Genomic DNA, 24,388 nt, shown 5'->3' on the forward strand with positions numbered 1-24,388 from the left:
GCACTCAGGGGACGGGTGAGGGCTCCGCGTCGGCGTCGGTGAACGGCCGGCCGCCGCCGAAGGAGTCGCTCACCTGCCCCGCGTCCAGCACGCGGTACGGCGCCGGCGAGCTCGCCGCGCGTCGGGCCAGCTCCTCCAGCGGCACCGGCCCGCGCGAGGCGACGAGCAGCAGGTTGCCCCCGCGCCGGCCCCGCAGCGTCGCCGGCTCGGCGCTCAGCATCAGCCGCGGCAGGCTCTCGCGCACCGCCGCCACCACCCGCCGGGTCCACGCGAACGGCGCCCGGTCGGCGAGGTTGAGCAGCAGCAGGCCCTGCGCGCCGAGCACCTCCGCCGCCACCGCCGCGGCCTCGCGGGTGACCAGGTCACCCGGCACGCGCCCCTCGGCGTACGCGTCGACGACGATGACGTCGGCGCTCTCCGGGCGCAGCGCCGCCAGGCCCGTGCGGCCGTCCACCGGGCGCACCTTGATCCCGCTGCGCGCCGGCAGCGGCAGCTCCGCGCGCACCCGCTCGGTCACGTGCACGGCCGGCTCGAGCACGATCTGCGCCGACCGCGGCCGGGTCGCCGCCACGTAGCGCGGCAGCGTCATCGCCGCCCCGCCCACGTGCACCACCCGCACCGGCTCACCCGCCGGCGCGCACGCGTCGAGCACGTCGCCGATGCGTCGTACGTAGTCGAAGGCCAGCCGGGTCGGGTCCTCGAGGTCGACGTGGGACTGCTCGTGCCCGTCGAGGCGCAGCACGAACGACCCCGCCCGCTCGGTCGGCACGATCTCGAGAGTCCCGGTGTCCACGGGCCCATCCTCGCAGCCATGCCCGGCCGCGCCGCGCCACGTCGCAGCAGGGTCTACGCCCGTCTCGCCGCCGTTACGCTTCCGCTCAATGCTCAGTGTCCTGGCGCTCGTGATCCCGCTGGCCTTCGCCGGCGCGATCAGCCCGGTCATGCTCACCGAGCAGACCGTGCTGCTGGCCGGGCGCAACGGCCGCCGCGTCGCGGCGAGCTACGCCCTCGGGGTCGCCACGACCTTGCTGGTGCTCCTGTCGCTCCTGGTCCTCTTCGGCAGGTCCATCGCGCTGCCGAAGGAGCCCAGCCTCAGCGCCTCGCTCGACATCGTCCTCGGCACCCTTCTCGTGCTCATCGCCGCCGTGCTCCGGTACCGCCGGCCGCGGTCCCCGAAGCCCGAGAAGTCGCGGGAGCGCGGCGGGCTCAGCCCGAGCCGAGCGCTGGGCTTCGGCGTGTTCTCGATGGCGACGAACTTCACGACGCTGGCGGTCATGGTCCCCATCGCCAAGGAGATCGCCGCCAGCCACCTCGACGTGCTCGCCCGTCTGATCGTGCTCGCCGTCGTGGTCGTCGTGGCGGCGGTGCCGGCCTGGCTGCCGCTCGCGATGACCCTGGTGGCGCCCGGTCCCACCCGTCGCGGTCTGCAGGCGCTGGGCGACTTCATCGACACCCGCGGTCGGTTGGTCACGGTGCTGCTCCTGGCCGCGGTAGGCCTCTTCCTGGTGGTCCGCGGCATCGTGCGCATGGTCGGTCTCTGAGGCCGACAGGGCCCGTTGTCCGCAGATCTGGGTAGAGGGGTTGGCCGTAACCCGCGTCAGGCGGGGGTGGGGGCGTGCTCGCTCGCGACCGCCTTGGCCCAGCGGTAGTCGGCCTTGCCGGCGGGGGTGCGCTTGACCTCGGGGACGACGACCAGGTCGCGGGGGACCTTGTAGCCGGCCAGCGACTCGCGCGCGTGGCGTTGGACGTCCTCGAGCTGCGGCTCGCGGCCCTCCCGCGGGGAGACGACGGCGGCGACCCGCTCGCCGAGCCGCTCGTCGGGGATGGCGACGACGAGGACGTCGGCGATGTCGGGGTGGCCGTGGAGGACGTTCTCGACCTCCTCGACGTAGACCTTCTCCCCGCCGGTGTTGATGCACTGCGAGCCGCGGCCGAGGAAGACGATCGAGCCGTCGTGGTCGCGGTAGCCCATGTCGCCCAGCACCGAGCAGCGCCGCCCGTCGGGCAGTGTGCGGAACGTGCGGGCGGTCTTCTCCTCGTCCTTGTAGTAGCCCTGGGGGACCGGGCCGAGGCGGGCGATGAGGCCGACGTTCTCGGGTCCGGCGGGCACCTCGGCGAGCGTGTCGTCGACGACGAGCATCTTGTCGGTGGCCGGCACCCGCAGGTTGCCCCGCTCGTCCAGCGTGATCTCGCCGTCGTTGCCCGACTCCGAGGCGCCGAAGTTGTCGCGCTGCATCGCGCCGGGCGCGAGCGCCTTGAACCGGTCGCGGCAGGCTTGGGACCAGATCGCCCCGCCGGAGGTGATCATGAACAGCGCGGAGTAGTCGACCGCGTCCTGGCGGCGCTCCATCTCATCGGCCAGCGGCATGCCCATTGCGTCGCCGACGATGAGCAGGCTCTGCAGGCCGTCGTGCGCGATGCCGTCGACGATCCTCGCCGGGTCGAAGTCACGGAGCATGACCAGCCGGCCGCCGAAGATGAAGTAGAAGAACATCGCGTACGACGCCGCGCCGTGCATCAGCGGGGCCGCGATGAGGAACGAGATCGGGGGCATCGCCTGGGCGGCCGCCGCGACGGCGGCGAGGTCGGGGTGGGCGTCGCCGTAGGGGTTGCCGCCCGAGAGCGGCTTGTGGAAGAGGTCGTCGTGGGTCCAGACGACGCCCTTCGGGTAGCCCGTGGTGCCGCCGGTGTAGAGGATGTAGTGCTCCTCCCCGGTGCGCTCGGCGAAGTCCCGCTCGGCCGGCTGGTCGCGCCAGCCGGCGAGGTCGACGAGCGCGACACCGCGCTCGCCGGCCGCGGACACGAGCGCCGCGTCGGGCTGCCCGGCGACGTACACGGTGCGGAGCTGGGGGAGGCGGTCGAGGATCGAGGCGAGCACCTGCTGGTGGGCGGTCTCCTCGACGACGACGGCGACGCTGTCGGAGTTGGTGAAGAGGTACTCCAGCTCCGCGGCGGTGTAGCGGTAGTTCACGTTGATCGGCACCGCGCGGATCTTGAGCAGGCCGACCATCGAGGTGACGTGCTCGACGCTGTTCTTGAGGAAGATCGCGACGTGCTCACCCGGCGCGACGCCGTGTGCCGCGAAGAGGTGGCCGACCTGGGTGGCCTCGCGGTCGAACTCGGCGTAGGTCAGGTCACGACCCTCGTAGGTGAGGGCGACCCGCTCGGGCACGGCGTCGGCGACGGTCTCGAACACGGAGGCCAGGTTGAACTTCATGCCTGGGCACGCTAGCGAGGATCAGGGTCAAATGTGACCCGAGTCACGAAGAAAGTGCAACGTGTTCTCGTCCGCGCCGGCTGCCCGCGCGAACCCGTTGTCCACAGATCTGGGTAGAGGGGCTGGCCGTGGTCGGCTGGCTCGCCTACGTTCTGGCCCACGAGTCACTCGGGACGGGGCCACGACATGGCGATCACCACGGCAGGGCGGCACGCCCAGACGCGCAGTGTGCTGGTCGACCTGCTCGATGAGCGGGTGCGTGACCTCGTACGCCGCGAGGGGGTCGACCCGCAGCGCGACGCCGGGGTCGTACGCCGGATCGCCGAGGGCGTGGTGCGCGCCCACGACGAGCGGAGCCTGACCGGGCAGGTGGAGCCGGTGCCCGACGTCGAGGTCGTGGTCGGCGAGCTGGTCGCGCGGGTGGCGGGGTTCGGGCCGCTGCAGGAGTTCCTCGACGACCCCGAGGTCGAGGAGATCTGGATCAACGATCCGTCCCGGGTGTTCGTGGCGCGCAGGGGGCGCCACGAGCTGACCAACCTGATGCTGAGCGCCGCGCAGGTGACCGAGCTGGTCGAGCGGATGTTGAAGTCCAGTGGTCGCCGGCTCGACCTGAGCCAGCCGTTCGTGGACGCGATGCTGCCCGAGGGCCATCGCCTGCACGTGGTGCTGGAGGGGATCAGCCGGGGGTTCTCCGCGGTCAACATCCGCAAGTTCGTGCTGCGCGCGGCCCGGGTCGCCGACCTGGTCGAGCTGGGGTCGATGACGCCGCGGGCGGCGGGTTTCCTGGAGGCCTCGGTGCGCGCCGGGCTCAACATCATGGTCGCCGGTGGTACCCAACACATGCAGAAACCAGGCATTATGGGGGCATGGCGAAGCGGAAGCCCACCCGGGCCGTGATCTACCTGCGGCTCTCGCAGGCCAGCGAGACCAGCGTGTCCATCGCCCGGCAGCGCGAGGCGTGCGAGGAGGAGGCCCGGCGGCTCGGCCTCGACGTGGTGCTCGTCGCCGTGGACGACGGCGTCAGCGGCTCGAAGACCGCGCCGCTCGACCGGCGGGGCTTCCGGCAGGTCTGCGACCTCGACCGGCCGTGGGACGTGCTCATCGTCTGGTCCCTCGACCGGCTCGTCCGCAACATCGCGTCCTTCTGGGACACCCACAACTGGCTGGAGGCGCGGGGCAAGGCCCTCGTGCTCTGCAAGGAGCGGGTGGACGGCTCGACCACGGTCGGCAAGATGGTGCTCGGCCTGCTCGCAGGCATCGCCCAGGTCGAGGCCGAAAACATCGCCGCGCGGGTCGCCGCCGCCCGCGCCCACCTGCTGACCACCGGCCGCAGCGCCGGGGGCGCGACGCCGTACGGGTGGCGCAACGTGGACAACCCGGCCGGGCCCGGCAAGGTGCTCGCCAAGGACCCCGCACAGGCGCCGGTCGTGCGGCGGATCCTCACCGAGGCCGCGGGCGGCGGCACGATGTACGGGATCGCCAAGGGCCTCACCGACGACGGTGTTCCAGCGCCGTCCTGGCGCGGCGTGCCGTTCGCGCTGGGCCGCTGGCACCACAGCCAGGTCGAGCGCGTCGTCCGGCACCCGGTCTGCGCCGGGATGGTCCCGCACAACCCCGGCAACGTGGACACGAAGCGGCGGGGCGAGGACGTGGTGCGGGACGAGCGCGGGATGCCCCGGGTCTACCCCGACCTCGCCGCCCTGCCGGTGGCGGAGTGGCGGGCGCTGGTCGCCTCGCTGGACGGCCGCGACTCCCCGCAGGCCCGGCCGCGGGCGATGAAGTCCTCGACCTCGCCGCTGCTCAGCGGCCTCATGTGGTGCCGCTCGGAGAGGCACGACGGGCCGGTACGGATGTGGCGCGGGACGATCCAGGGCCGCGAGGGCTACGTCTGTCGGGCCAAGGGCTGCAACATGGTGATCTCCAACTTCGAGGACGCGCTGGTCGAGCACGTCCTGGGGCGCGTCGGCGGCGACCTCCGCTGGCAGCGCGTGCAGCGGGTCGTGACCGGCGGGGAGGCCGAACTGCCGGAGATCGAGTTGGCGCTGGACGACCTCAGCGCCAAGATCCGCGCCGCCGGGTCGGCCGACGAGCGGCGTCGGCTGCGCGAGCGGGAGGACGCGCTTCTTGAACTGCGCGACGCGCGGCGGGCCGAGGGCGGGGAGGTCGAGTGGGTCCAGGTCGCCACCGACCGGACGTTCCGCGAGGACTACGAGGCCGCGGCCACCGTCGAGGAGCGCCGGGCGGTCCTGGACGACTGCGTCGAGCGGGTGGAGGTCCGGCGCGGGCGGCCGGGACGCCGGACCGCGGGGCAGATGCTGGAGCGGCTGACCCTGGTGCTCAAGCCGACGCCGACGTGGCATGACCCTGACGAGGGGTGGCTCGGCGTGGGTGCCTGAGCGGCGCCCGGGCAGGCAGCGGTGCGCTACCGCGCGTCACCTAGGGAGAGGGTCGTCGTCGCCCAACAACCTCCACGCGCTCGGGGCGGCCGTCCGCGACGTCCCCGGACGCCACCGTGACGTCCCCCGGCAGGTGCCACCCGCCGGGCACCCGCACGACGAGGTGCCGCCCGTCCTCGTTGGTGACCTCGATCCAGCAACCCTCGGGCAGCGCGTCGAGCGCCGCCTCCAGGGCGGCCGGGTCGCCGACGTCGAGCGCGCTCACGCTGCGACGCCCGCGTAGACGCCGGTGCCCGCGATCGCGGCCTGCATCGTGCTCTTCGCGACGCCGAAGTCCTTGACCAGCCGGGCCAGCGTGACGCCGTCGCGGTGGCGCTGGCGGGCGACGCGGACCTCGTCCGGCGACAGCGCTGGCTGGCGGCCGGTGTAGGCGCCGCGGCCCTTGGCGAGGGCGATGCCCTCGGCCTGCCGGGTGCGGATCAGGTCGCGCTCCAACTCGGCGAACGCGCCCATCACCTGCATGAGGCACCGGGCGTACGGGTCGGCGGACTCGGAGGCGTCGAAGACCAGGCCCTCCTTGATGAACTCGACACGCACGCCCCGGCCCGTCAGGTCGTCCACGGTGGCGATCAGGTCGACCAGGCTGCGGGCGAGGCGGTCCGCGGAGTAGCACCGGAGCGTGTCGCCCTCGCGGACGTAGGCCAGGCAGGCAGCGAGCCCGGGGCGGTCGCGGTCCTTGCCGCTGGCGTGGTCCTCGAACACCTTGTCGACGGTGCCGAGGTCCTGGCGGTCGAGGCGCTGGTCGGTGGACGAGACGCGGCGGTAGCCGACGGTGGCTGTCATGGGTGGTCCTCCTGGGTTGTCGGCCCACACAGGCCGCCTGGTTGAACGTTCAACTTCAAATATGACCACTCTTGTGGCGTTTCGCACGTCTTCAGCGGCCCGGCACGGGTTCACCCCAGATGGCCCGGCCGCGGGCGGGCGCCGGGGCGGCCACCGGCCGCCGTCGAGAACGCCGCGCCGCACCCCGGCGGCGAACCAAGAACCGGCCACCGGCGACGCCGGTCGGGGTGGGCGCCGGGTCTCCGGGCCGAGCCCGCGGTTTGCGGGTTGTTTTGTTCACCGGCCAGCCGGGCCGGGCGCGTTATCTGCCTTTTCGGGTCTTCCCGTTGCTGCGTGCTGTCGTAGAAGGCAGATAACCGGCTTGGCTGGGGTAGGCGCCAAACAAAACAATCCGCGACACCCGGACCCCCGGGACCCGTGGTTTCGGGTTCGCCGCGGGGGTCCGGGCCGCCGTTCTCTACAGGAGGTCGAGGTCCTCCGGCGCCAGCGCCCGCTCGAACCGCCAGGCCGTGCCCTGCTTGCGGAGGGTGTGCCCGGACTCGGTCGGCCGGTCCTGCCACCGGCGCAGCCAGTGGCCGAGCGACTTGGCGTTGGGGCGGCCCCCGTGCGCGGGCCGGGGCAGCGCCCCGGCGAGGTCGCGGTCGAAGTCGCCCCGGGCGACCGCCTCGGCGGCCGTCCACGGCCGGGCCCCGAACTCGGCGCGGAGGAGGTCGAGGACGTCGGCGTCCTCGGCCTCCTCCAGCCCGCCCTCCCGGGCCGCCCCGCCAACCTTCCCCGGCACCCCGGCCCAGGCGAGGATGCCCTGCGTGGCGCGGGTCCACCGCGCGTAGTCGTCCGACCGGCCCGGGTCCGACGACGGCCGCCCGGCCTGGTGCCACCCGACGACCAGCGTGAGCAGCGCGCCGAGCAGGTCGCCCCGGCGCTCCTCGACCCACGGCTTGAGGTCGATCGCGAACCGGCGCTCCTCGGGCCGGGCCACCCCGGCGTCGATCGTCACCCACCGCACCCGGCGCCGCATGTCGCCGCCGAACGTCAGGTTGTTGCCGGTGACGGTCCAGACCCGGTCGTTGGTCAGGGTGGCCTCCTCGTTGCCGCCGAGCAGCCGGTCGGTCCACTCGCCCGACGTCAGGAGGCCGTCGAACCGGGAGGACGCGAACGGCCCGCTGAGGTTGTCGAAGGTGACCACCGGGCCGGTCGTCTGGTCGAGGATCGTCGTGATCTGCTTGCGCAACTCGTCGTCGCTCCGGGGCATCTCGGCCCGGAAGACGCCGCCGTGGACGGCGCGGAGGATCCAGGCGAGGTACGACTTCCCGGACCCGGGCGTCGGCGCGCCGATCGCGAACAGCGGGTACGGCGGCCCGGCCACCTCCCGGAGCAGCGGGGTGAGCAGCGCGGCCAGGTACGTCGCCCGGTCGTCGTGGGTGACGAACGGGAACCCCGCGGTGGGGCCGCCGCCGGGCGGCCCGAGCAGCGCGTCGAGCAGCGCGACGGCCTCCGCGGCCTGGGCGCGGGTGACCTCGCCCCGGGGCACCGGGACGTCGATCTCGGGCAGGAGGAGCACCCCCGTCGCCGCGTCGTAGCCGGGCTCGGCGAGCACCGACCCGTCCGCGAGGACCAGGGGCGTGTGCACCACGGCGCGCAGCGCGCGGGCCCCGGTGACGTACTCCGGCGAGCCGAGGAGCAGCGCCGCCGTGTCGGTGGGGAGCACCGCGGCCTTCTCCTGGGCGACCCGCTGCCCCTGGGGCGTGACCATCTTGAACACGTCGGCGTTGTGCGCGACGAGCGCGCGCAGCGCGGGGCCGTCGAGCCGCCGGACCTGCGCGGCCCCGTCCTCGTCGTACACCACCGAGCCGTCCTCGTACTGCCGACTGCCGGTGGGCTCGACGTACCCGTCCTCGCCCTGGCGCGGGGTGTAGACGAGGCTGCCGTCGCGCCGGAACACTCCGGACAGCGACCCGGTGCCGAGCGCCCGGCACGCGGCCTTGTACGCCGCGTCCGGGTTGGTGACGTCGAGCCGGACCTTCGGCCGGGCCTCCGGCTCACCGGGCTCGACCGAGAAGTCGGGCGGCGGGTTGGCCGCGGGGTCGCGGACGCCGGTGTCCCAGCCTCGGTCCAGCGTGTCGTTGGCCTTCCTCTCGTCGGGGTCCACGCCGATGTCGGCGAACACCTTGCAGACGAGGCCGCGGAGCGCGTCCGGGTCCAGGTCCTCGTCCGCGCAGTCGGGGGGCAGTTGCGCCCACAGGCCGCCGACGAGGACGCCGGTGTCGAAGATGCGCGCGTTGCGCTGGCCGTGCTTCGCCTCGCCGAGCCAGCGCAGGGCGCCGTTGACGCGGCGGCGGACCTCGGCCGGGCGGAGGGTCGGGAGGTCGACGGCGGCAACCTCGGCGCGCTCCGCCTTCCTCAGCGCCTCGACCCACGGCTCGGGCAGCGCCGCGGTGACGGCGTCCCACCCGCCCGCGGGCGGGCCGGGCAGCGCGGCGTCGTCCGCGCCGTACCACCGGTAGGTGGCGCCGGTGTCGGGGTGCCGCGACGGCCAGGCGACGGCGTAGCGGGAGCCCCACCAGATCGTCTCGACGCCGTCGCCGACGTCCCGCCACTCCAGGCCGGCGGGCACCCGGTAGAAGGCGATCCGCGACCCGTCCTCACGGCTGGTGCTGCTGAGCGTGGGCGGCAGCGGCCCGAGCGCCACGGCCTTGAAGGCGACGGTCTGGTCGCCGCCGTTGCGGACGTCAACGTCGATGCCCACGACGTCCTCGGGCAGGCGCACGCCGACGTTGCCGCCGGGGTTGTACTCGGCCAGGAAACGGAGGTCGGCGTCGGTGAAGGCGTGGACGCCGCGGTGCTTCTTCCCGGTGAAGCCCTCGACCGGGGGCTCCTTCGCCTTCGCGGGCAGCGACACCGGGGCCATGCCCGCGTCGCGGTACCGCTCGGCCGCGGCCTCGAACGGCCCGGCGGGGTGGAGGAACAGCGTCATCGCCCCTCACCTCCGGCGAGCAGCAGGGCGGCGAGTTCCCGGGCGTCGTCGGGGTCGATCGGCGACCTCGCCAGCGCGGCCGTGATCTGCTCCTGCAGCCTCGCGGCGGTGTCGAGCGCGAGGGCGTCGGCGACGACCTCCGGGGGCTCGCTGGCCTTGATGGCGCGCGCGTACGCGGCCAGGGTGGTGGTTCGCTTGGGGATCACGGTGGTCCTGCCCTTCGGTGGCAACGATTACTCGTCCACGGCCCGGTGGTGGCCGTCCCGAAGGGCGTTCTCGGCGGTCGGGGCAGTCGTCGGGTGCTACGCCCGTACTCACATCCGAGGGTGACTGCCCGTCATCCCGCACCCCAATCATACCTAGGGTTCGGCCAAGCCGCTGCGGCCAGAGACGGCGCCGGGCCCCGGCCACTTCACCAAGGCGGCCGGGGACCCGAGCGGGTCGGGGGACGGGCAGGAACCCCGCGACAATCATCCCGCGGGCCGCCCCCGTGGGGCTCGGGGTTGGCCCAGGGTGCCCCGCTCTCTGCCGACCGGGGCGCCGGGGTACCCGACCCCTGGGGGTCAGCCCGCGGGCGGCGCAGCGTCGCTCGGCCGGGTGTCGGGGCGCGCCTGCTTCCTGCTTCCGCTGGCTGCACGCCCGGGCGCGGCCCAACCCCGCGCCCGGGCGTACGCGGCGAGGGCGTCCCGGACCGGCGCCCTCGCCGCCCGCGCCGCCTGCGAGGAGGACGAGAGGTCGCGCTGGCTGACCCTCACCCCCTCCCGCGCCGCGCCCCTGACCGGGGTCGCCCCGGACGCGTGCCGGACGCGCACCTGGGAGAGGGCGCCGACGTTGGTGACGTGAGGCATCCCGAAGTGGGGCCGCGACATCAGGAACTCCACGGCCATGCCGAGGGCGTCGGCCTGGTCGTCGTGGCCGTTGCCGCTGCTGTCCATCTGCACGGTCACCTTGCCCCCGGACGTCTTGGTCCTGACCACGACGGTCAGCAACTCGTCGGTCTGGTCCTTCACGTCGAGCAGGTCGATCCGGCGCTGTTCGAACGCCGACTGCAGCGCCGTCGTGCAGTTGTGGTTGTAGGCCACGCTGATCGTGACCGCCTCGATCAGCACCCCGGCGGCCTGGGCCTCCTGGACCATCAAACGGGCCTGGCTCGGGTCGATGCGGATCGGCGCGTGGCCGTAGTCCTCGTGCAGCCGAACCAACTCGTCGCGGACCTCCGGCAGCGGCACCGGGCGGCCGAGCCGTGGCAGCCACCGGCGGACGGTGTCCTGGACGACGCGGTTGCCCTCGCGGTGGCACACGGTGATGACCGACGCGTCGTGCGAGGTCCCGAGGTCGGCCGTGATCACGTACCCGTGCGCCGGGTCGTAGGGCCGCTCCCGCACGCCGTCCCGGACGGCGGCGGCCAGGTCCTCCTCGGTCACCAGCGCGTCCTCGGCGGACGTGAACTCGTTGAGATGGAACATGCGGTAGGCCGCGTGCGAGGACAGGCCCTCGCGCTGCCGCTCGAGGTCCTCTGGGGTGCGCCACGGCGCCGGGCCAGGCGCGAGGCTGTAGCGCCAGTGCCGCGACTTCTGGAACGTCGTCAGCCGCCCGTGAGCCCACGTGCCGACCGGCCCGGCCGAGGTCACGATCAGGATGCGGGCCCCGCCCTGCTTGGGCAGGCCGGAGTAGACGTGGTCCCAGAGGTCCTGGAACGAGCCGGTGTCCTTCCAGTTGGCGAACTCGTCGAGGATCAGAAGGTGCGGGCTCGCGCCGAGCGCCGACGCGGCGTCCGACGTCTCGACGACGACCGCGGCCTCGGTGTCGACCCGCGTCGCGCCGTTGGCGGTGATCTTCAGCGGCGGGGCGTCGGCGGGCAGGTGGTCCGCGGCGACGCGGATCGCGGTCATGATCTTCCGGGCCTGGTCCTGGTCCACCGCGAACACCTGCACCACGCCGCTCGGAGGCACGTCCACGAGGAGCGACGCGAGCGCGGCGACCCCCGAATCGGTGGTCTTCATGTAGCCGCGGGCCCGCTGCCAGACGTGCTGTCGCGGGTCGTCCTCGGCGAGCAGCGCGTGCATGTCGGCCCGCTGCCGCGCGTCGGCGACGGAGCCCCACGGGACCGGCTCGGCCGAGCCCGCCACCACCCGGAGCGTCGTCGCCAGGGCGTACGCCGCCTCGCTCACCGGCGCGCCTCCACGCTCAGCGCCCGGAGCCGGTCGCCCTGGGCGCCGAGCAGCGCGGCGCGAGCGGCGTCCGCGCAGGCGGCGCACGGCGGGATGACCAGCGGGTCGCCCGGGAGCCAGAGGCTCATGTGCACGCGGACCCGGCACGTCTGGTCCCCGCACAGGCCGTCGATGTCGGCCCACTCCAGCGGGTCGTTCACGGCAGCCTCGCCTCCAGCGCCGCGACGGCGGCGGCGAGGGCGGCCACCTTGGCCGCCAGGTCCTCGACCGTGGGCGGCGGTTCGGGCAGGCGGAACCCGCCGACCCATGCCCAGGGCTCGCCGGGCTCCAGACTCGTGGCCACCCACGGCTTGAGCCCCGGGGCCGTCATCTCCTCCGACCACGGCACCCCGGCGTGGCTCAGCGCGGCCCTCTCGACCAACGTGGCGCCGATCGCGCCGACCTCGTCGTGCACCTCGGAGCAGGTCGCGCAGAGGTGGCCGCTGACCAACCCCGGGCCGCGGGTGAGCGCGCCGGTCGTGACGGAGCGCCACGCGGCGGAGACGCCGACGCCGCACAGGAGGCAGCCGCGCGGGCCGTGGCCCGGCGGTGCCGCCGCCGGGGCCCTCCGGCCGCAACCTGCGGCGCGGTGGACCTTGGCGTCGAGGACCTTGACGTAGGCGGCCCGAAGGTCGGCCTTCAGTGCCTTCTCGACGTGCCCCCACGGCTTCCGCTGGGCGGCCCGGCCGTTGCGCGCCGCCGCGTCGTGAAGCACGTAGGCCGCGTCGATCCCCTCCTTGTCGAACGCCTCGGCGGCGAGCCGCCAGTCGCCCTCGTCCTTTCCGAGCACGCGCAGGGCGGCGCGGACGGCGGCGCCGGGCTCGGCCGGGAGCAGCCCCTCGCACTCGGCACAGGTGCCGACCTCGTAGGCCGGGCCCCCGCGCAGGCCCGAGGGCGACTGCTTCTCCACGGTCTCGACGGCGCGGTCGGTCGCGACCCCGCACAGGCGGCACGGCGCGCTCACGACCGGGCCTCCTCGGCGAGGTAGAGGTCGATCAGGCGGCGGCGCTGGGCGGGGGCGCGCCGCTGCCACGTCGGGTCGGCGGCGGCCAGCGCCCGGACCGCCCGGGAACGCGCCGCGAAGTCGCCCCCGCGCCGCACCGATGACGACCCGGGCACCGCGACGGGGACCCGGGTGGGGCCCCGCCAGGGCTCGCCGTTGGCGAACCGGTAGGGCTCGATGGGCTTGCTCACCGCGCGCCACCGCCCCGGAGGAGTCGGGCCGCTTCGGCCGCGAGGGCCGTGGCCTGGGCGACCACGAGGTCGCGCTTGGCTGCGGCAACAACGGGATCGTCCTCGCGCCGCCAGCGGCGGAGGGCGGCGAGGCGGGCGCACGCGGCGCTCACGGTCGGGGGCTGGGACATGGAAGCCTTCCTCTCACTTCAAGGCGTCGGCTTCCTCCCTCCAATTATGACGCGGCTTTGTCGGATGCGGTGCGCCCACCGCACAAGGGCCTAGACGCCGCCGCGCCCACCCTTGCCGCCGGACGTTTTGGCGGCGTTGCCGCTGGTACGCGCGACTCGCTCGTTCTGTAGGGCCTGCCCGAGTTTGAAGTCGGCTTCGCGTTTGCGGCGCTCAGCGAAGGGCTTGTCCCGTTCGGCAGCGATGTCCGCGTACTCGCTCAGCGCGGACGAATCGACGTTGGTCGCGTACACGACCTCCTCGTCGACCACGACGCGGTACTTGCGCTCTGCCTCTGGCTCGAACTCCAGCCGAAGCCCCAGACGGTCGTTGCGTTTCAACACCTTCACGGGCCCATTCTCCACGAGGCACCCGCGCGGCGAGCCGTGACCGCGGACGCCGTCTGAGCGGGTTATGGTTCCTTCGAACATCTGTTTGAAGAACCTGCCCGGTGCCTGCGTCAGAGAAGGGAACCCTCAGAATGTCCTCCATGCAGTCCGAACTTTGGGAAGAGGGCCAGCCGCCGAAGACGGCGACGGGGCGCAAGCGCCCCGAGGGCGTAGCGACCTCCGATGTGGTGGTGAGTGCGACCATCGGCGGCAACGCGGAGATCTTCCCCGACATCCTTCGACTGCACGTGCCGGACGGCAGCAAGATCGCCGACGTGACCTTCGGTCAGGGCGCGTTCTGGCGCAAGATCGACGAGCATAAGTACGACGTCTACGGGACCGACATTCAGATGGGCGTCGACTGCCGGGCGCTGCCCTACAAGGACGGGGAGATGGACTGCGTGGTCCTCGACCCGCCGTACATGGAGGGCCTGTTCCGAACGTCGGCGAAGAACATGGCGGGCTCGGGTACACACGCGGCGTTCCGCAAGGCGTACTCCGATGGTCAGGCCACCGAGCATGTCGAGGGTGCGCCGAAGTACCACGACGCCGTGGTTGACCTCTACTTGAAGGCGGGAGTCGAAGCCAAGCGCGTCCTCCGGAAGTACGGGGTGTTTATCGTCAAGTGTCAGGACGAGGTCAGTGCCAATCGGCAGCGCCTAACCCACGTCGAGTTGATCAACGCCTACGAGGCTGACGGCTTCTACTGCAAGGACCTGTTCGTCGTGGTGCGGCCGAACCGGCCGGGCGTCGCCCGACTGGTGAAGCAAGAGCACGCACGCAAGGCACACTCCTACTTCCTGGTGTTCATCAAACGGAACCCGGAAGCCCCGAAGCGGATCCGGCCGACCGTGAAGGAAGCGCGCGAGATGGGGCTCGCCTGAGCGCCCCTCAGTCGAACAGCGCCTACCTGCCGTCCTCGTCGAGAATTGCCTGGACGGGGGCCACCGGCTGCTGGCCACGCTCCCGCTCCTCGATGATCTCGTCGAACAGCACGAAGGGGTCCCGGGAGTAGGGCGGGGGAACGTCGAACGGCATTGGCTGAGTCGTCTTGATGAGGCTTCGCTGCTGCGTCAGTGTGTAGTGCCGCGCCGCGCCGCGAGTCGCGCCCTCCATGGTGAGCAGGTCCTCGTTCTTGCAGAAGGCGAAGTCCCACTTGCCCTCGAATGCGTGAATGTTCACGGCCACCACGTCGAACTCTCCGACAAGGAGCGCGGTCGTGTGGACGGTCGAGCCGTCGTCGAAGACGACCGTCCGTGCGTCCGAGGCGTCGCACTGGTAGTGCGGCATCACCGACCCGTCACGCCTTCGCCGCATGCTGACCGTCTGGAGGCTCTTCACCTCTACGCCGATGCGGTGCCCCTTGTAGGTCAGCATCCAGTCGCCCTTTTCGGTCCGGTCGTGGTCGTCCGGCTTGTAGATCGCGCTGACGTCCGGGTGGTCCCAGAAGAACATGTTCCGGCACTTGACCTCGGCCGCGTAGCCCATGACGAACGACCGCAGGCTCGGGTTGTCCGTGAGCAACTCGTTGATCTCGTCGTACGAGAGGTCCCAGTCCTCTAGGAAGCCCACGTCATTCAGTCCTTTACCTCGCCCCGTTGGGCTTGTGACCCTAGGGGCGCGGAGCGGGGCTGTCAGCGGTTCCAGAAAACGCCCTGCCGAACGCGGAGGTCGGACCGACAATTAGCCCGGTTTGGTTCGGTTTGCACCCAGACCGGGAAGACCACGATGCTCAACTGCCTCGCGGCCGCGATCCCCGGCGGGGAGCGGATCGTGTCGGTCGAGGAGGTCTTCGAGCTGCGGTTCCCGCACCCCGACTGGGTGCCGATGCAGACGCGCCAGTCCGGGCTCGAGGGCACGGGGGAGATCCGGCTGCGCGACCTGGTCAAGGAGAGCCTGCGCATGCGTCCCAGTCGGCTGATCGTGGGGGAGGTGCGTGCGGAGGAGTGTCTCGACCTGCTGCTGGCGCTCAACGCGGGCTTGCCCGGCATGGGGACCCTGCACGCCAACAGCGCCCGCGAGGCGCTGGTGAAGATGTGCACGCTCCCGCTGCTGGCCGGCGAGAACATCTCGGCCCGCTTCGTCGTGCCCACGGTCGCCTCGTCGGTGGACCTGGTGGTCCACCTCGGGCTCGACCAGCACGGCGTACGACGGGTCAACGAGATCGTCGCCGTGCCCGGCCGCGTGGAGAACGACGTGATCGAGGTGGAGCCGATCTTCGAGCGGCGCGGTGGCGACCTGCGGCGCACCCGGGGGATGCCGCCGCGGGTGGAGCTCTACGAACGCGCCGGCATCGACGTGCACGCGCTGCTCGCCGAGCCCGCCACCGCACCCGAGCAGGGCCGCGAGGTCTCCTGATGGGCGCGCTGGTCGGCCTCGGGGTGGGCATCGGGCTGCTGCTGATCTGGTCGGCGTTCGCGCTGCCGCACCCCGAGCGGGCCCCGAGACCCGAGGGCCGGGTGGTGCGACTGCTCGCCCGGGCAGGGCTCCGGGAGGTGTCCGCGCCGGGGTTCGTGCTGCTGTGCGTGGCGGTGGGCGTGGTGGCCGCGCTCCTGGTCCAGCTCGTCTCCCGCACCGCGCCGGTCGCGCTGGTCTTCGGCGTCCTGGGCGGCTACCTGCCGGTCGCGGTGGTGACCAGCCGGGCCCGTCGGCGTCAGCGGGAGTTCGCCGAGGTCTGGCCCGAGGCCGTCGACAACCTCGCCTCCGCGGTCCGCGCCGGGATGTCGCTGCCCGACGGGCTGGCCGCGCTGGGCACCCGCGGTCCGGAGCCGCTCCAGCCGGCGTTCCGGTCCTTCGCGCTGGACTACCAGGTCACCGGCCGCTTCAGCGACTGCCTCGACCGGCTCAAGGAGCGGCTCTCCGACCCGGTCGGCGACCGCGTCGTCGAGGGGCTGCGGATCGCGCGCGAAGTCGGCGGTGGCGAGCTCGGTCGGCTGCTGCGCAACCTGTCGGGCTACCTGCGCGAGGAGGCCCGCACCCGCTCCGAGCTGGAGTCGCGCCAGTCGTGGACGGTCAATGGCGCCCGGCTCGCCGTCGCGGCGCCGTGGGTGGTGCTGCTGATGCTGTCGCTGCAGGGCGACGCGATCCGGCGCTACGCCACGCCCGCCGGCGTGGTCGTGCTCGTCGTCGGCGCCTCCGTCTGCGCGGTCGCCTACCGCGTGATGATGCGCGTCGGGCGCCTTCCGGTCGAGCGGCGGATCCTGTCATGAGCCTCGCGATGTGGGGAGCCGTGCTCGGGGCGACGCTCGCCGGTGGGCTGCTGCTGGTCGGCACCCGCCTGGTCGCGATGCGCCGGGTGCCGCTCGCGGACCGGGTGCTGCCATGGGTGCGCGACCTGCCCCGGCTCGGGGACGGCCCTGCCGCCGACGTCGCGTCTGCGTCGCCGGCGGCCGCAGCGGTCGGGGTCTTCGGGCCGCTGCTGCGCTCGGCCGCGCAGGCGGTGGAGCGCGTCCTCGGCGGCGCCACGTCGGTACGCCGCCGCCTCGAGCGCGCCGGCCTCGAGACCACCGTGCAGGAGTTCCGCGTCGAGCAGGTGCTGTGGGGGCTGACCGGATTCGCCGTCGCGGCCGCGTGGGGCCTGCTGCGCGCTGTCACCGCGCCCGGCGCCGCGGTCGCGTCGCTGCTGGTCTGCGCGGTTGCCTTCGCATGCGGGGTCCTGGCCCGTGACACCTGGCTGTCCTCGCAGGTCAAGGCCAGGGAGCGGCGCATCCTCGAGGAGTTCCCCACCGTCGCGGAGCTGCTCGCGCTCGCGGTGGCCGCCGGGGAGAGCCCCGTGTCCGCGCTGGACCGCGTCGTACGCCGCAGCGGCGGTGACCTCTCCGACGAGCTGGCCGTCGTGCTGGCCGCCGTACGCACCGGTGAGCCGGTGGCCTCCGCCTTTGACGCGATGGCGGCGCGCAGCGGCCTGCCGCTGGTCGCGCGCTTCGCCCAGGGCATCGCGGTCGCCTCCGAGCGCGGCACCCCGCTGGCCGACGTCCTGCACGCCCAGGCCGCCGACGTGCGCGAGGCGGGACGCCGCGAGCTGATCGAGGTGGCCGCCCGCAAGGAGGTCGCGATGATGGTGCCCGTCGTGTTCCTGGTCCTCCCGGTGACGGTGCTCTTCGCGTTCTGGCCCGGCGCTGTCGGTCTCTCGCTGACCACCCCCTGACCCCGCTTCACCCCTGCTTCACCCTGCTGGACTCGGAGATCGGAGCTCGTCATGACACACCTTCTGTTCCTCGTGGTCAGGCTGCAGGCCACGCTCGTGGTGGCGCGCGGTCGGCGTGACGAGCGCGGCGACGTACCCGGCTGGGTGCTGGTCACCTTGATGACGGTCGGGCTCGTCGGTGCGATCACCGCCGTCGCGCAGCCGCAGTTGACCCGGATGCTGAGCAACGCGCTGGCCAAGGTGCAGTAGTGCGGCCCCCGCCTCGAGCGGCGGGGGAGCGCGGCAGCGCGGTGGTCGACTTCGTGCTCGTCGTGCTCGTGCTGGTCCCGCTGGTGCTGGGGATCCTGCAGGTCGCGCTGACCCTGTTCGTGCGCAACACCCTCGCTGCGGCGGCCTCGGAAGGAGCGCGGTACGCCGCGACGGCCGACCGTGGTCCGGCCGACGGGGTGGCGCGCACGCGCCAGCAGGTGGAGGGCGCGGTCTCGGGGCGCTTCGCGCGCGACGTGAGCGCGACCCGGGTCGTGCGTGACGGGCAGCCGATGATCGAGGTGACGGTGCGTGCGAGCGTGCCGGCGCTCGGCTTGGGTGGCCCGGGCGTGGACCTGGTGGTCACCGCGCACGCCGTCGAGGAGAGCGTCGAGGTGGCGCCGTGAGCGCGCGGCGGTTGCCGCGCCGCCGGGAGCGTGGCGAGGAGGGCAGCGCGCTGGTCGAGCTGGTCTGGCTGGGGCTGCTGCTCCTGGTGCCGCTGCTGTGGATCGTGCTGTCGGTCTTCGAGGTCCAGCGTGGTGCGTACGGCGTGAGTGCGGCCGCCCGTGCGGCCGGCCGGGCCTATGCGCTGGCACCCACCGACGCGGAGGGGGAGCGGCGTGCGGAGGCGGCGGCGCGCCTCGCTCTCGCCGACCAGGGGATCGGCTCGGCCCCGCTGCGCGTGGACATCAGCTGCACGCCCTATCCGAACTGCCACAGCGGCACCTCGGTGATCACCGTGCGGATCCGCTCGAGCGTGGCGCTGCCGGTGCTGCCAGCGGCGCTGGGTGCCGAGCGCGGCCGGTTCGCCCTGGACGCGAGCCACACGGTGCCGATCGGGCAGTACCAGGAGATCCGGTGACCCGCTCCGACGCGCCTCGCCCGGGGCCCCGGCTGCGCGCGGAACGGGGTCAGGTGACGCCGCTGATCGTCGGGTTCGCGCTGATCATCGCGCTCACCATCGCGGTGGTCATCGACGCGACTGCCGCGTACCTCCAGCGCTCGGAGCTGTCCACGCTGGCCGACGGTGCGGCGCTGCACGGCGCCGATCTGGGGGCCACCGGTGTGGACGTCTACACCGACGGCCTGCCCGACGAGCGGCTGCGGGTCACCGTGGCGACGGTGCGTGCGGCGGTCGCGGACTACCTGCGTCAGGTAGGTGCGCACGGGCGCTACCCCGGGCTCACCTTCGACGTCGGCGTCGGGAGCGACCAGCGGGTCACCGTCGAGCTCAGCGCGCCGCTCGACCTGCCGCTCACCTTCCCCGGCTCGCCCTCGAGCCCCCGCGTCGGGGCCACCGGCTCGGCGGTGTCGAGCATCGACTGATGCCGCGGTCCCGAGCGCGGGGCGTCGTCCGGCTAGGTTGACCGGGCCCTGAGACTGCGCGAGGAGTGTGCGAGGAGTGGCCAGCACGAGACCCGACACCTCGGGACCTGATGGGGAGAAGCGGCGCCGACGACGCGACGCCCCGATCGTGATCTCCCTGCTCGGCGTCCTGCTCGGCGGTGCGTTCGGCGTCTGGGGGCTCCACGGCTTTGCGACCCAGCCGCTCCCCGACCGCACGGTGACCGGGCGCCACATCGAGTCTCCGTGCTACCGGCTCGTCGAGTACACCGTGGAGGGGAAGACCTATCGCCTCGACCTCGGCGGGAACCTCGGCGGGCGCCGGTGCGTGGCGGCGTACGACGGGAAGCCGATCGAGGTCTCCTACGAGGCCGCGCACCCCGAACGGGCGTACGGGCCGGGCGGCGCCGGTGTCCGCTGGGTGATGCTGGTGACCGGGGCGCTCGGCCTGCTGGTCGCCGTCGCGACACCGCTGCTCGCCTACCGCCGGCGTCGGCCGCCCAGCGCCTAGCGTGTGTGCCATGACACATCCCACGCCCTACATCCACTTCCCCGGGACCGCGCGCGAGGCACTGACGTTCTACGGCGACGTCTTCGGTTGCGGGGTCCAGGTGCACGCCTACGCCGACTTCGGCCGGGTCGACGGCCCGCCGGAGGCGGTCGCCCACGGCATGCTCGTCGACGGGCCGGTCGCGCTGTTCGGCGCCGACGCCGGCCCGGACGAGTCGCCACTGAAGGCCGAGGGCCTGATGCTCTCCCTGCTCGGCGCGGCCGACCCGGACGTTGCCCACGAGTGGTTCGCCCGGCTCTCCGACGGTGGCCGGGTGCTCTCGGACCTCCAGGCGCGCGGGTGGGGAGCCTCCGACGGCGAGGTCGTCGACCGCTACGGGCTGCACTGGCTGCTCGGCTACGAGCCCGCCGAGGAATGAGCCGCGCTCCTCACGTCCGCCGAGCGAATCGAATATCGCCGTTCGGCATGCGTTGGTGCAGATATCGGTCGTCGTGGATCAGGTGATGGTGATGGCTGCACAGCAGAATGCCTTTGTCGAGATCGGTCTTTCCGCCCGCTGACCACGGATCCACATGATGCGCCTCGCACCAGGTCGAGGGAATCGTGCAGCCGTCGGCGCGGCATTCTCTGTCTCGAATTGCCAGGGCTTTTCTCTGGCCCGGACTGAAGAGCCGGTTCGTGCGGCCGAGGTCGAGCGGCACCGAAGGCGTGCCGAGGACCGCGGGGACGAGATTCGCGGTGCAGGCCAGGCGCCGGGCTTCGCCGGCGGTGATCCGGGAGCCGTCCGCCAGCGTCGCCGAACCCAGCCCCTCGATGAGGGCTGTCAGGTCCATCGTGATCACCAGCGTCGTGGCGTCGCCGCCGTGCAGCGGCAGGCGGGTGGGGTCGATCGCCTCGAGCAGCGAGCAGAACGCCTCGCCGAGTCGCCGCTCGTAGGGCACCCGCCGCCCGTCCGCCGCCGGCTCATCGGCGGCCCGGCGGGGGTTGGTGAAGGACTCCAGCATCGTGGTCAGCCGCAGCGCCACCGACTCCGGCACCTGCGCCCGGATCACCGCGGACCCGTCGCCGAGGTGCCGCACGCCGAACGTCGTACGCCGACGGGCTCGGCGCTCCGCAGCGCGCAGCTGCTCCTCCTCGACCTTCTCGGCCCACTCCGGCGCGACCACCTCCAGCAGCCGCTCGGCCAGGCGGCCGAGCTCACGGGGCCCGAAGTCGGCGGCCTGCTCGACCAGATAGGTCTCCGCACGGGCCAGCATCGCCGACCACTCCTCCGCGCTCGCCTCAATCAGCGAGAAGGCATCCGTGAGGTCGTCAAGGGCTGCGACCATCACGTGGCCCTGGTCGACGCTGACATGACCGCCCGCGAGCGCCGTGCCGACGCGGTGCCAACGCAGCTCGCAGGCGACCCCGAGCCGCTGCAGGCGCCGCGCAGTCGGACCGGAGGTGTGGGTGCGGTGCGCGACCCACGCGGCCACGTCGCGACAGCCATCGGCGTCGGCCACGTCGTCGGCGCACGCGATCACCCGTGCGTGCATCGCTTGGGCGCGCGAGGCCAGGTGGGCCGTCATCCGCAGCGCCTGGCGCTTCTCCGAGATCGACAGGAAGGTCGGATCGCGGTCCGCGATCTTGTCGAGAAATGCCTCCGCGCACCCCACGTCGGCGAGGTAGGGATGAGCCGTGTCGGTCATCGTCGCCTCCCGAGATGAGGTGGTAGAAGACTTGGTTTCGTAGGATCGATTCTACCGATGTTCGAAAGCGTTCGAAATGGCTTGGAAGGTAAAGGCTGAATCTGTGGAGAACCTCGTCCGAATCGCTGTGGGCAATCGCGGCGAGGGAGCGGTCACTGCTCAGGGACGGGTGGCGTCGACCCGCACGGTGTGGGCCAGGATCGCCTCGCCGAGCGGCCCGAGGATCGGTGCGCCGAGCGCGTGGCCCATCCCGGGGATGCTGACCAGCTGGGCGCCGGGGATCGCCTCGGCGATCCGTGCGGCGCTCGGCGGCGGGTTGATCGGGTCTGCGGGTGCCTCGATGACGAGGGTCGGGGTGGTGATCGTGCCCAGCTCGGCGCCCCGCGCCAGGCCGGATCGGTCGGCGCGGGCGTGCGCGGCCGGGTGGTCGTGACGCCCGGTGTGGGCGACGACCCGCTCCTCGAGTCGCCGGAACTCCTCGGTGTCGAACGGCACCTGGTCGCCGTTCAGGATCCGCCAGTGCAGCACCCGGAAGGCGATCTCGTCCGCACGGTCCCGCACGTCGCCCAGGTGCTCCCAGAGGCGCAGCAGGGGTGGGTCGATGGAGGAGAACTGTGCGGGAGCGTCGTCAGCCTCTGCCCCCATCAGCGCCGAGGTCGCGAAGACCGTGGCCGAGCGCAGTCGGTCCGGGTGGTCGAGCAGCAGCAGCTGCACCAGCGTGCCGCCCATCGACATGCCGACCACATGGGCGCGGTCGATGCCGAGGCCGTCGAGCACGGCGACCGCGTCGCGCGCCAGCTGCGCCACGGCGTACGGCCGGCGCTCGAACGCCCACGTCGACCTGCCGGTGTCGCGGTGGTCGTAGCGCACGACGCGGTGGCGCGTCCCGAGCCGGGCGACCAGGTCCTCGGGCCAGGTGAGCGCGCAGGCGTTGGCACCCATCACCAGCAGCAGCGCCGAGCCGTCGGGGCGTCCGGACTCCTCGACCCAGAGTCGGGTCCCGTCGCCCACGTCCACGTAGCGCTCCACCCCGACATCTTCGCGCCGCGCCACCGCACGTGGCGAGCGTTCGTCGCCGCTGTCCCGCGCCGCCCGAGCCGTTGGCGCCGACTCGGCGAGGGGGTCAGTGCTCGCGGAGGAGGACGCCGGAGCCGGGGAGGCGGTCCTCGATGCCGTGCTCGCGCAGGGCGTGCCACAGGGTGGCGGCGTTGATGGCGACCACCGGGCGACCCAGCTCGGCCTCCAGGGTCTCGGCGAGGCCGACGAAGGAGAGGTTGGTGCCGACCTGCACGATCGCCTCCACCCCGGGGCCGTCGATCTCGGCGACCACCTCGCGCAGCCGGTCCTCGCCGACGCGGGCGATGTCCATGGCGGTGGGGCAGCGCAGGCCGGTGATCGCCGCGACGTCGAAGCCAGCCTCGGTGAAGAACCTGCCGACCTCGCGGTCGGCGACCGGCTGGTAGGGCGAGAACACCGCGATGCGTCGTACGCCGAGCTCGTGCAGGGCGGCCCGGCAGGCGCCGGCGCCGGTGGTGACCGGGAGGCCGGTGCGGGCCCGCATCCGCTGCTCGAACGCCGCGTTGCCCTCGATGCCGCCCCAGAACGTCTCGGCCGACATGCCCATCACCATCCGGTCCGGCTCGGCGGTGAGCACGTCGCGGACGGCGGTGTCGATCGACGCGCGGATCTGCACGAGCAGCGCCTCGAATCCGGCGTCCCCGGCCATCGTCGGGTCGGGGATGTGCATCGACCCGGCGCGGAAGGCCACGCCCTCGACGCCGGCGCGCCAGTAGTCGTGCTCGACCACCGTGTTGGTGCTCGGCACGATCACCCCGAAGACGCCGCGCGGGCCCACGACGTTGGTCATCGCGACACGCCCTCGAGCCCGGCGAGGCAGAGGTCCACCGCGCGATGCGCCCGGGCGCGCGCCGCGGGTCGGTCCAGCAGCAGGGCGTCGACGAGCAGCGGTGAGACGACCACGGCGATCACGTCGTCGGCCGGGCCACGCGGCACCTCGGCCTGGGCCAGCACCGTGCCGAACGGCTCGAGCAGGTCCTCGACGTAGCGCCGGCGCAGGTCGGCAGCGGCCGGGTCGTGGGCCGCGGTGGTGGTCAACGCCTGGAGGAAGGCCGCCACCGGCTTGTCGCGCAGCCGGTCGCACAGCACGTCCACCGCCGCGTGCAGGTCGGCCGCGAGGTCGCCGGACGAGGGGCTCGGCGGCGACGGAGCGACGTCGATGAGCGCGGCCAGCACGTCGGTCGGGGTCGGCCAGTGGCGGTAGATCGTCGAGCGCGAGACGCCGGTCGCCTGGTGCAGCCGCTGCGCGGTCAGCGCGGTCGCGCCCTCCACGAGCAGCAGCTCAAGTGCCGCGGTGAGCACCACGGTCGCCGTCTCGTTCGCCGGCCCTGCCGGGCGTCCAGTCCGTGCCATTGAGTAAACGATACGGGATGCCCCGGTTATGTGTCGTGATGTGAGTGAAGGACGAGGGATGGTCGGTGGGTGCCGCGGTCACCACCGACCTCGTAACCTCGCCGGATGCCTCACCGTCTCGGAACCCTGTCCGTCCTGCTCGCCCTCCTTCTGGCCCCGCTCGCCGTGCCGACGCCGGCCGGCGCCGCGACTCCGGAGCAGACCTACGCCAACCAGGCCGTGCGTGCGACCAACGCGGTGCGCGCCAACCACGACCGCGGCGCGGTGAAGAAGAACGCCTGCCTGCGCAAGGCCGCCGCCCAGCAGGCGCGCAAGATGGCCGCGCAGCAGCGGCTCTTCCACCAGGACCTCGGCCCGCTGCTGCAGCGCTGCGGGCTGTCGATGGTGGGGGAGAACGTCGCCTACGGCTACCCCACGGGGCGCGCCGTCGTGCGCCAGGGCTGGATGAAGTCGCCCGGCCATCGCGCCAACATCCTCAACGGCCAGTTCAACCGGGTGGGCATCGCCGCGCGCCGCGCCGACAACGGCCAGTGGTACGCCGCGCAGGTCCTCGGCCGCACTGCCTGAGTCGGGGCCTGGCTTGGGGCCTGAG

General features: G+C 73.0%; 31 protein-coding genes. 14 read left to right on the forward strand and 17 right to left on the reverse strand.

What is annotated here, in order from left to right; genetic code table 11:
* Window positions 1–4: 4 nt before the first annotated feature.
* On the reverse strand, window positions 5–793 hold the full coding sequence (locus tag HBO46_RS03920) for a spermidine synthase (RefSeq protein ID WP_224769362.1): 789 nt from the start codon (window positions 791–793) through the stop codon (window positions 5–7).
* A gap of 88 nt (window positions 794–881) precedes the next feature.
* Here HBO46_RS03920 and HBO46_RS03925 point away from each other — a divergent pair, with 88 nt between their 5' ends.
* On the forward strand, window positions 882–1,541 hold the full coding sequence (locus tag HBO46_RS03925; protein ID WP_166136535.1) for a GAP family protein: 660 nt from the start codon (window positions 882–884) through the stop codon (window positions 1,539–1,541).
* Window positions 1,542–1,597: 56 nt separating this feature from the next.
* Here the strand turns inward: HBO46_RS03925 and HBO46_RS03930 are convergent, their stop codons facing one another.
* A complete protein-coding gene (locus tag HBO46_RS03930; RefSeq protein ID WP_166136532.1) occupies window positions 1,598–3,217 on the reverse strand; it encodes an AMP-binding protein in 1,620 nt (539 codons plus the stop codon).
* A gap of 186 nt (window positions 3,218–3,403) precedes the next feature.
* Here HBO46_RS03930 and HBO46_RS03935 point away from each other — a divergent pair, with 186 nt between their 5' ends.
* Both HBO46_RS03935 and HBO46_RS03940 read left to right on the forward strand, forming a co-directional pair.
* Window positions 3,404–4,114 (forward strand): ATPase, T2SS/T4P/T4SS family, encoded by a 711-nt coding sequence (locus HBO46_RS03935; protein WP_224769363.1) that lies wholly within the window; start codon window positions 3,404–3,406, stop codon window positions 4,112–4,114.
* Window positions 4,084–5,613 carry a recombinase family protein gene (locus tag HBO46_RS03940; protein ID WP_166136529.1) on the forward strand — a complete coding sequence of 510 codons (1,530 nt, stop codon included), beginning with the start codon at window positions 4,084–4,086 and terminating at the stop codon, window positions 5,611–5,613. The genes HBO46_RS03935 and HBO46_RS03940 overlap by 31 nt, the downstream gene beginning before the upstream one ends.
* 40 nt (window positions 5,614–5,653) lie before the next feature.
* Here HBO46_RS03940 and HBO46_RS03945 read toward each other — a convergent pair whose 3' ends face one another.
* The 10 genes from HBO46_RS03945 to HBO46_RS03990 form a co-directional block, all read right to left on the reverse strand.
* Window positions 5,654–5,878: a hypothetical protein gene (locus HBO46_RS03945; protein WP_166136526.1), complete on the reverse strand. Its 225-nt coding sequence runs from the start codon at window positions 5,876–5,878 to the stop codon at window positions 5,654–5,656.
* Window positions 5,875–6,456, reverse strand: coding sequence for a recombinase family protein (locus tag HBO46_RS03950; RefSeq protein ID WP_166136523.1), 582 nt, complete (start codon window positions 6,454–6,456; stop codon window positions 5,875–5,877). Before HBO46_RS03950 ends, HBO46_RS03945 begins: the two co-directional genes overlap by 4 nt.
* 457 nt (window positions 6,457–6,913) lie before the next feature.
* Window positions 6,914–9,430: a bifunctional DNA primase/polymerase gene (locus HBO46_RS03955; protein ID WP_166136520.1), complete on the reverse strand. Its 2,517-nt coding sequence runs from the start codon at window positions 9,428–9,430 to the stop codon at window positions 6,914–6,916.
* The gene (locus tag HBO46_RS03960; protein ID WP_166136517.1) at window positions 9,427–9,636 is read right to left on the reverse strand and encodes a hypothetical protein; all 210 of its coding nucleotides are present in this window, start codon (window positions 9,634–9,636) and stop codon (window positions 9,427–9,429) included. The genes HBO46_RS03955 and HBO46_RS03960 overlap by 4 nt, the downstream gene beginning before the upstream one ends.
* Window positions 9,637–9,993: 357 nt before the next feature.
* Entirely contained in the window at window positions 9,994–11,601 is a 1,608-nt protein-coding gene (locus HBO46_RS03965) for a terminase large subunit domain-containing protein (RefSeq protein ID WP_166136514.1), read from the reverse strand.
* Complete coding sequence (locus HBO46_RS03970) at window positions 11,598–11,801, reverse strand: hypothetical protein (protein ID WP_166136511.1); 204 nt, start codon at window positions 11,799–11,801, stop codon at window positions 11,598–11,600. The genes HBO46_RS03965 and HBO46_RS03970 overlap by 4 nt, the downstream gene beginning before the upstream one ends.
* Window positions 11,798–12,604: a hypothetical protein gene (locus tag HBO46_RS03975; protein WP_166136508.1), complete on the reverse strand. Its 807-nt coding sequence runs from the start codon at window positions 12,602–12,604 to the stop codon at window positions 11,798–11,800. Before HBO46_RS03975 ends, HBO46_RS03970 begins: the two co-directional genes overlap by 4 nt.
* On the reverse strand, window positions 12,601–12,834 hold the full coding sequence (locus HBO46_RS03980; RefSeq protein WP_166136505.1) for a hypothetical protein: 234 nt from the start codon (window positions 12,832–12,834) through the stop codon (window positions 12,601–12,603). The genes HBO46_RS03975 and HBO46_RS03980 overlap by 4 nt, the downstream gene beginning before the upstream one ends.
* On the reverse strand, window positions 12,831–13,004 hold the full coding sequence (locus HBO46_RS03985) for a hypothetical protein (protein WP_166136502.1): 174 nt from the start codon (window positions 13,002–13,004) through the stop codon (window positions 12,831–12,833). The genes HBO46_RS03980 and HBO46_RS03985 overlap by 4 nt, the downstream gene beginning before the upstream one ends.
* A gap of 90 nt (window positions 13,005–13,094) precedes the next feature.
* A complete protein-coding gene (locus HBO46_RS03990) occupies window positions 13,095–13,391 on the reverse strand; it encodes a hypothetical protein (protein ID WP_166136499.1) in 297 nt (98 codons plus the stop codon).
* A gap of 140 nt (window positions 13,392–13,531) precedes the next feature.
* Here HBO46_RS03990 and HBO46_RS03995 point away from each other — a divergent pair, with 140 nt between their 5' ends.
* Complete coding sequence (locus HBO46_RS03995; protein ID WP_224769364.1) at window positions 13,532–14,314, forward strand: DNA methyltransferase; 783 nt, start codon at window positions 13,532–13,534, stop codon at window positions 14,312–14,314.
* 22 nt (window positions 14,315–14,336) lie between these two features.
* Here the strand turns inward: HBO46_RS03995 and HBO46_RS04000 are convergent, their stop codons facing one another.
* Window positions 14,337–15,002, reverse strand: coding sequence for a restriction endonuclease (locus HBO46_RS04000; protein WP_166136493.1), 666 nt, complete (start codon window positions 15,000–15,002; stop codon window positions 14,337–14,339).
* Between the two features lie 3 nt (window positions 15,003–15,005).
* On the opposite strand from HBO46_RS04000, the gene HBO46_RS04005 reads away from it, so the two are divergent.
* From HBO46_RS04005 to HBO46_RS04045, 9 genes are all read left to right on the forward strand, one after another.
* A complete protein-coding gene (locus tag HBO46_RS04005; protein ID WP_224769483.1) occupies window positions 15,006–15,788 on the forward strand; it encodes a CpaF family protein in 783 nt (260 codons plus the stop codon).
* Window positions 15,788–16,639 carry a type II secretion system F family protein gene (locus HBO46_RS04010; RefSeq protein ID WP_166136490.1) on the forward strand — a complete coding sequence of 284 codons (852 nt, stop codon included), beginning with the start codon at window positions 15,788–15,790 and terminating at the stop codon, window positions 16,637–16,639. Before HBO46_RS04005 ends, HBO46_RS04010 begins: the two co-directional genes overlap by 1 nt.
* Window positions 16,636–17,577 carry a type II secretion system F family protein gene (locus HBO46_RS04015; RefSeq protein ID WP_166136488.1) on the forward strand — a complete coding sequence of 314 codons (942 nt, stop codon included), beginning with the start codon at window positions 16,636–16,638 and terminating at the stop codon, window positions 17,575–17,577. The genes HBO46_RS04010 and HBO46_RS04015 overlap by 4 nt, the downstream gene beginning before the upstream one ends.
* Window positions 17,578–17,628: 51 nt before the next feature.
* Window positions 17,629–17,826 (forward strand): hypothetical protein, encoded by a 198-nt coding sequence (locus HBO46_RS04020; RefSeq protein ID WP_166136485.1) that lies wholly within the window; start codon window positions 17,629–17,631, stop codon window positions 17,824–17,826.
* Window positions 17,826–18,230 (forward strand): TadE/TadG family type IV pilus assembly protein, encoded by a 405-nt coding sequence (locus HBO46_RS04025; protein WP_166136482.1) that lies wholly within the window; start codon window positions 17,826–17,828, stop codon window positions 18,228–18,230. The genes HBO46_RS04020 and HBO46_RS04025 overlap by 1 nt, the downstream gene beginning before the upstream one ends.
* Complete coding sequence (locus HBO46_RS04030) at window positions 18,227–18,685, forward strand: hypothetical protein (protein ID WP_166136480.1); 459 nt, start codon at window positions 18,227–18,229, stop codon at window positions 18,683–18,685. The genes HBO46_RS04025 and HBO46_RS04030 overlap by 4 nt, the downstream gene beginning before the upstream one ends.
* The gene (locus tag HBO46_RS04035; protein WP_166136477.1) at window positions 18,682–19,149 is read left to right on the forward strand and encodes a Tad domain-containing protein; all 468 of its coding nucleotides are present in this window, start codon (window positions 18,682–18,684) and stop codon (window positions 19,147–19,149) included. The genes HBO46_RS04030 and HBO46_RS04035 overlap by 4 nt, the downstream gene beginning before the upstream one ends.
* A gap of 76 nt (window positions 19,150–19,225) precedes the next feature.
* A complete protein-coding gene (locus HBO46_RS04040; protein ID WP_166136474.1) occupies window positions 19,226–19,678 on the forward strand; it encodes a DUF3592 domain-containing protein in 453 nt (150 codons plus the stop codon).
* Between the two features lie 10 nt (window positions 19,679–19,688).
* Window positions 19,689–20,096, forward strand: a complete 408-nt coding sequence (locus HBO46_RS04045; protein WP_166136471.1) for a VOC family protein — start codon at window positions 19,689–19,691, stop codon at window positions 20,094–20,096.
* Window positions 20,097–20,106: 10 nt separating this feature from the next.
* Here the strand turns inward: HBO46_RS04045 and HBO46_RS04050 are convergent, their stop codons facing one another.
* The 4 genes from HBO46_RS04050 to HBO46_RS04065 all read right to left on the reverse strand — a co-directional run bounded on the left by HBO46_RS04050 (window position 20,107) and on the right by HBO46_RS04065 (window position 23,796).
* Window positions 20,107–21,366, reverse strand: coding sequence for an HNH endonuclease signature motif containing protein (locus HBO46_RS04050; RefSeq protein WP_166136468.1), 1,260 nt, complete (start codon window positions 21,364–21,366; stop codon window positions 20,107–20,109).
* Window positions 21,367–21,525: 159 nt separating this feature from the next.
* Window positions 21,526–22,395: an alpha/beta fold hydrolase gene (locus HBO46_RS04055; protein ID WP_166136465.1), complete on the reverse strand. Its 870-nt coding sequence runs from the start codon at window positions 22,393–22,395 to the stop codon at window positions 21,526–21,528.
* Between the two features lie 94 nt (window positions 22,396–22,489).
* Window positions 22,490–23,233 (reverse strand): maleate cis-trans isomerase family protein, encoded by a 744-nt coding sequence (locus HBO46_RS04060; protein WP_166136462.1) that lies wholly within the window; start codon window positions 23,231–23,233, stop codon window positions 22,490–22,492.
* Window positions 23,230–23,796: a TetR/AcrR family transcriptional regulator gene (locus tag HBO46_RS04065; protein ID WP_166136459.1), complete on the reverse strand. Its 567-nt coding sequence runs from the start codon at window positions 23,794–23,796 to the stop codon at window positions 23,230–23,232. The genes HBO46_RS04060 and HBO46_RS04065 overlap by 4 nt, the downstream gene beginning before the upstream one ends.
* A 105-nt stretch (window positions 23,797–23,901) precedes the next feature.
* Between HBO46_RS04065 and HBO46_RS04070 the strand changes: the two genes are divergently transcribed.
* A complete protein-coding gene (locus HBO46_RS04070; protein ID WP_166136456.1) occupies window positions 23,902–24,363 on the forward strand; it encodes a CAP domain-containing protein in 462 nt (153 codons plus the stop codon).
* Window positions 24,364–24,388 lie beyond the last annotated feature (25 nt).

It is taken from the genome of Nocardioides ochotonae (genome assembly GCF_011420305.2).
GTDB lineage: Bacteria > Actinomycetota > Actinomycetes > Propionibacteriales > Nocardioidaceae > Nocardioides > Nocardioides ochotonae.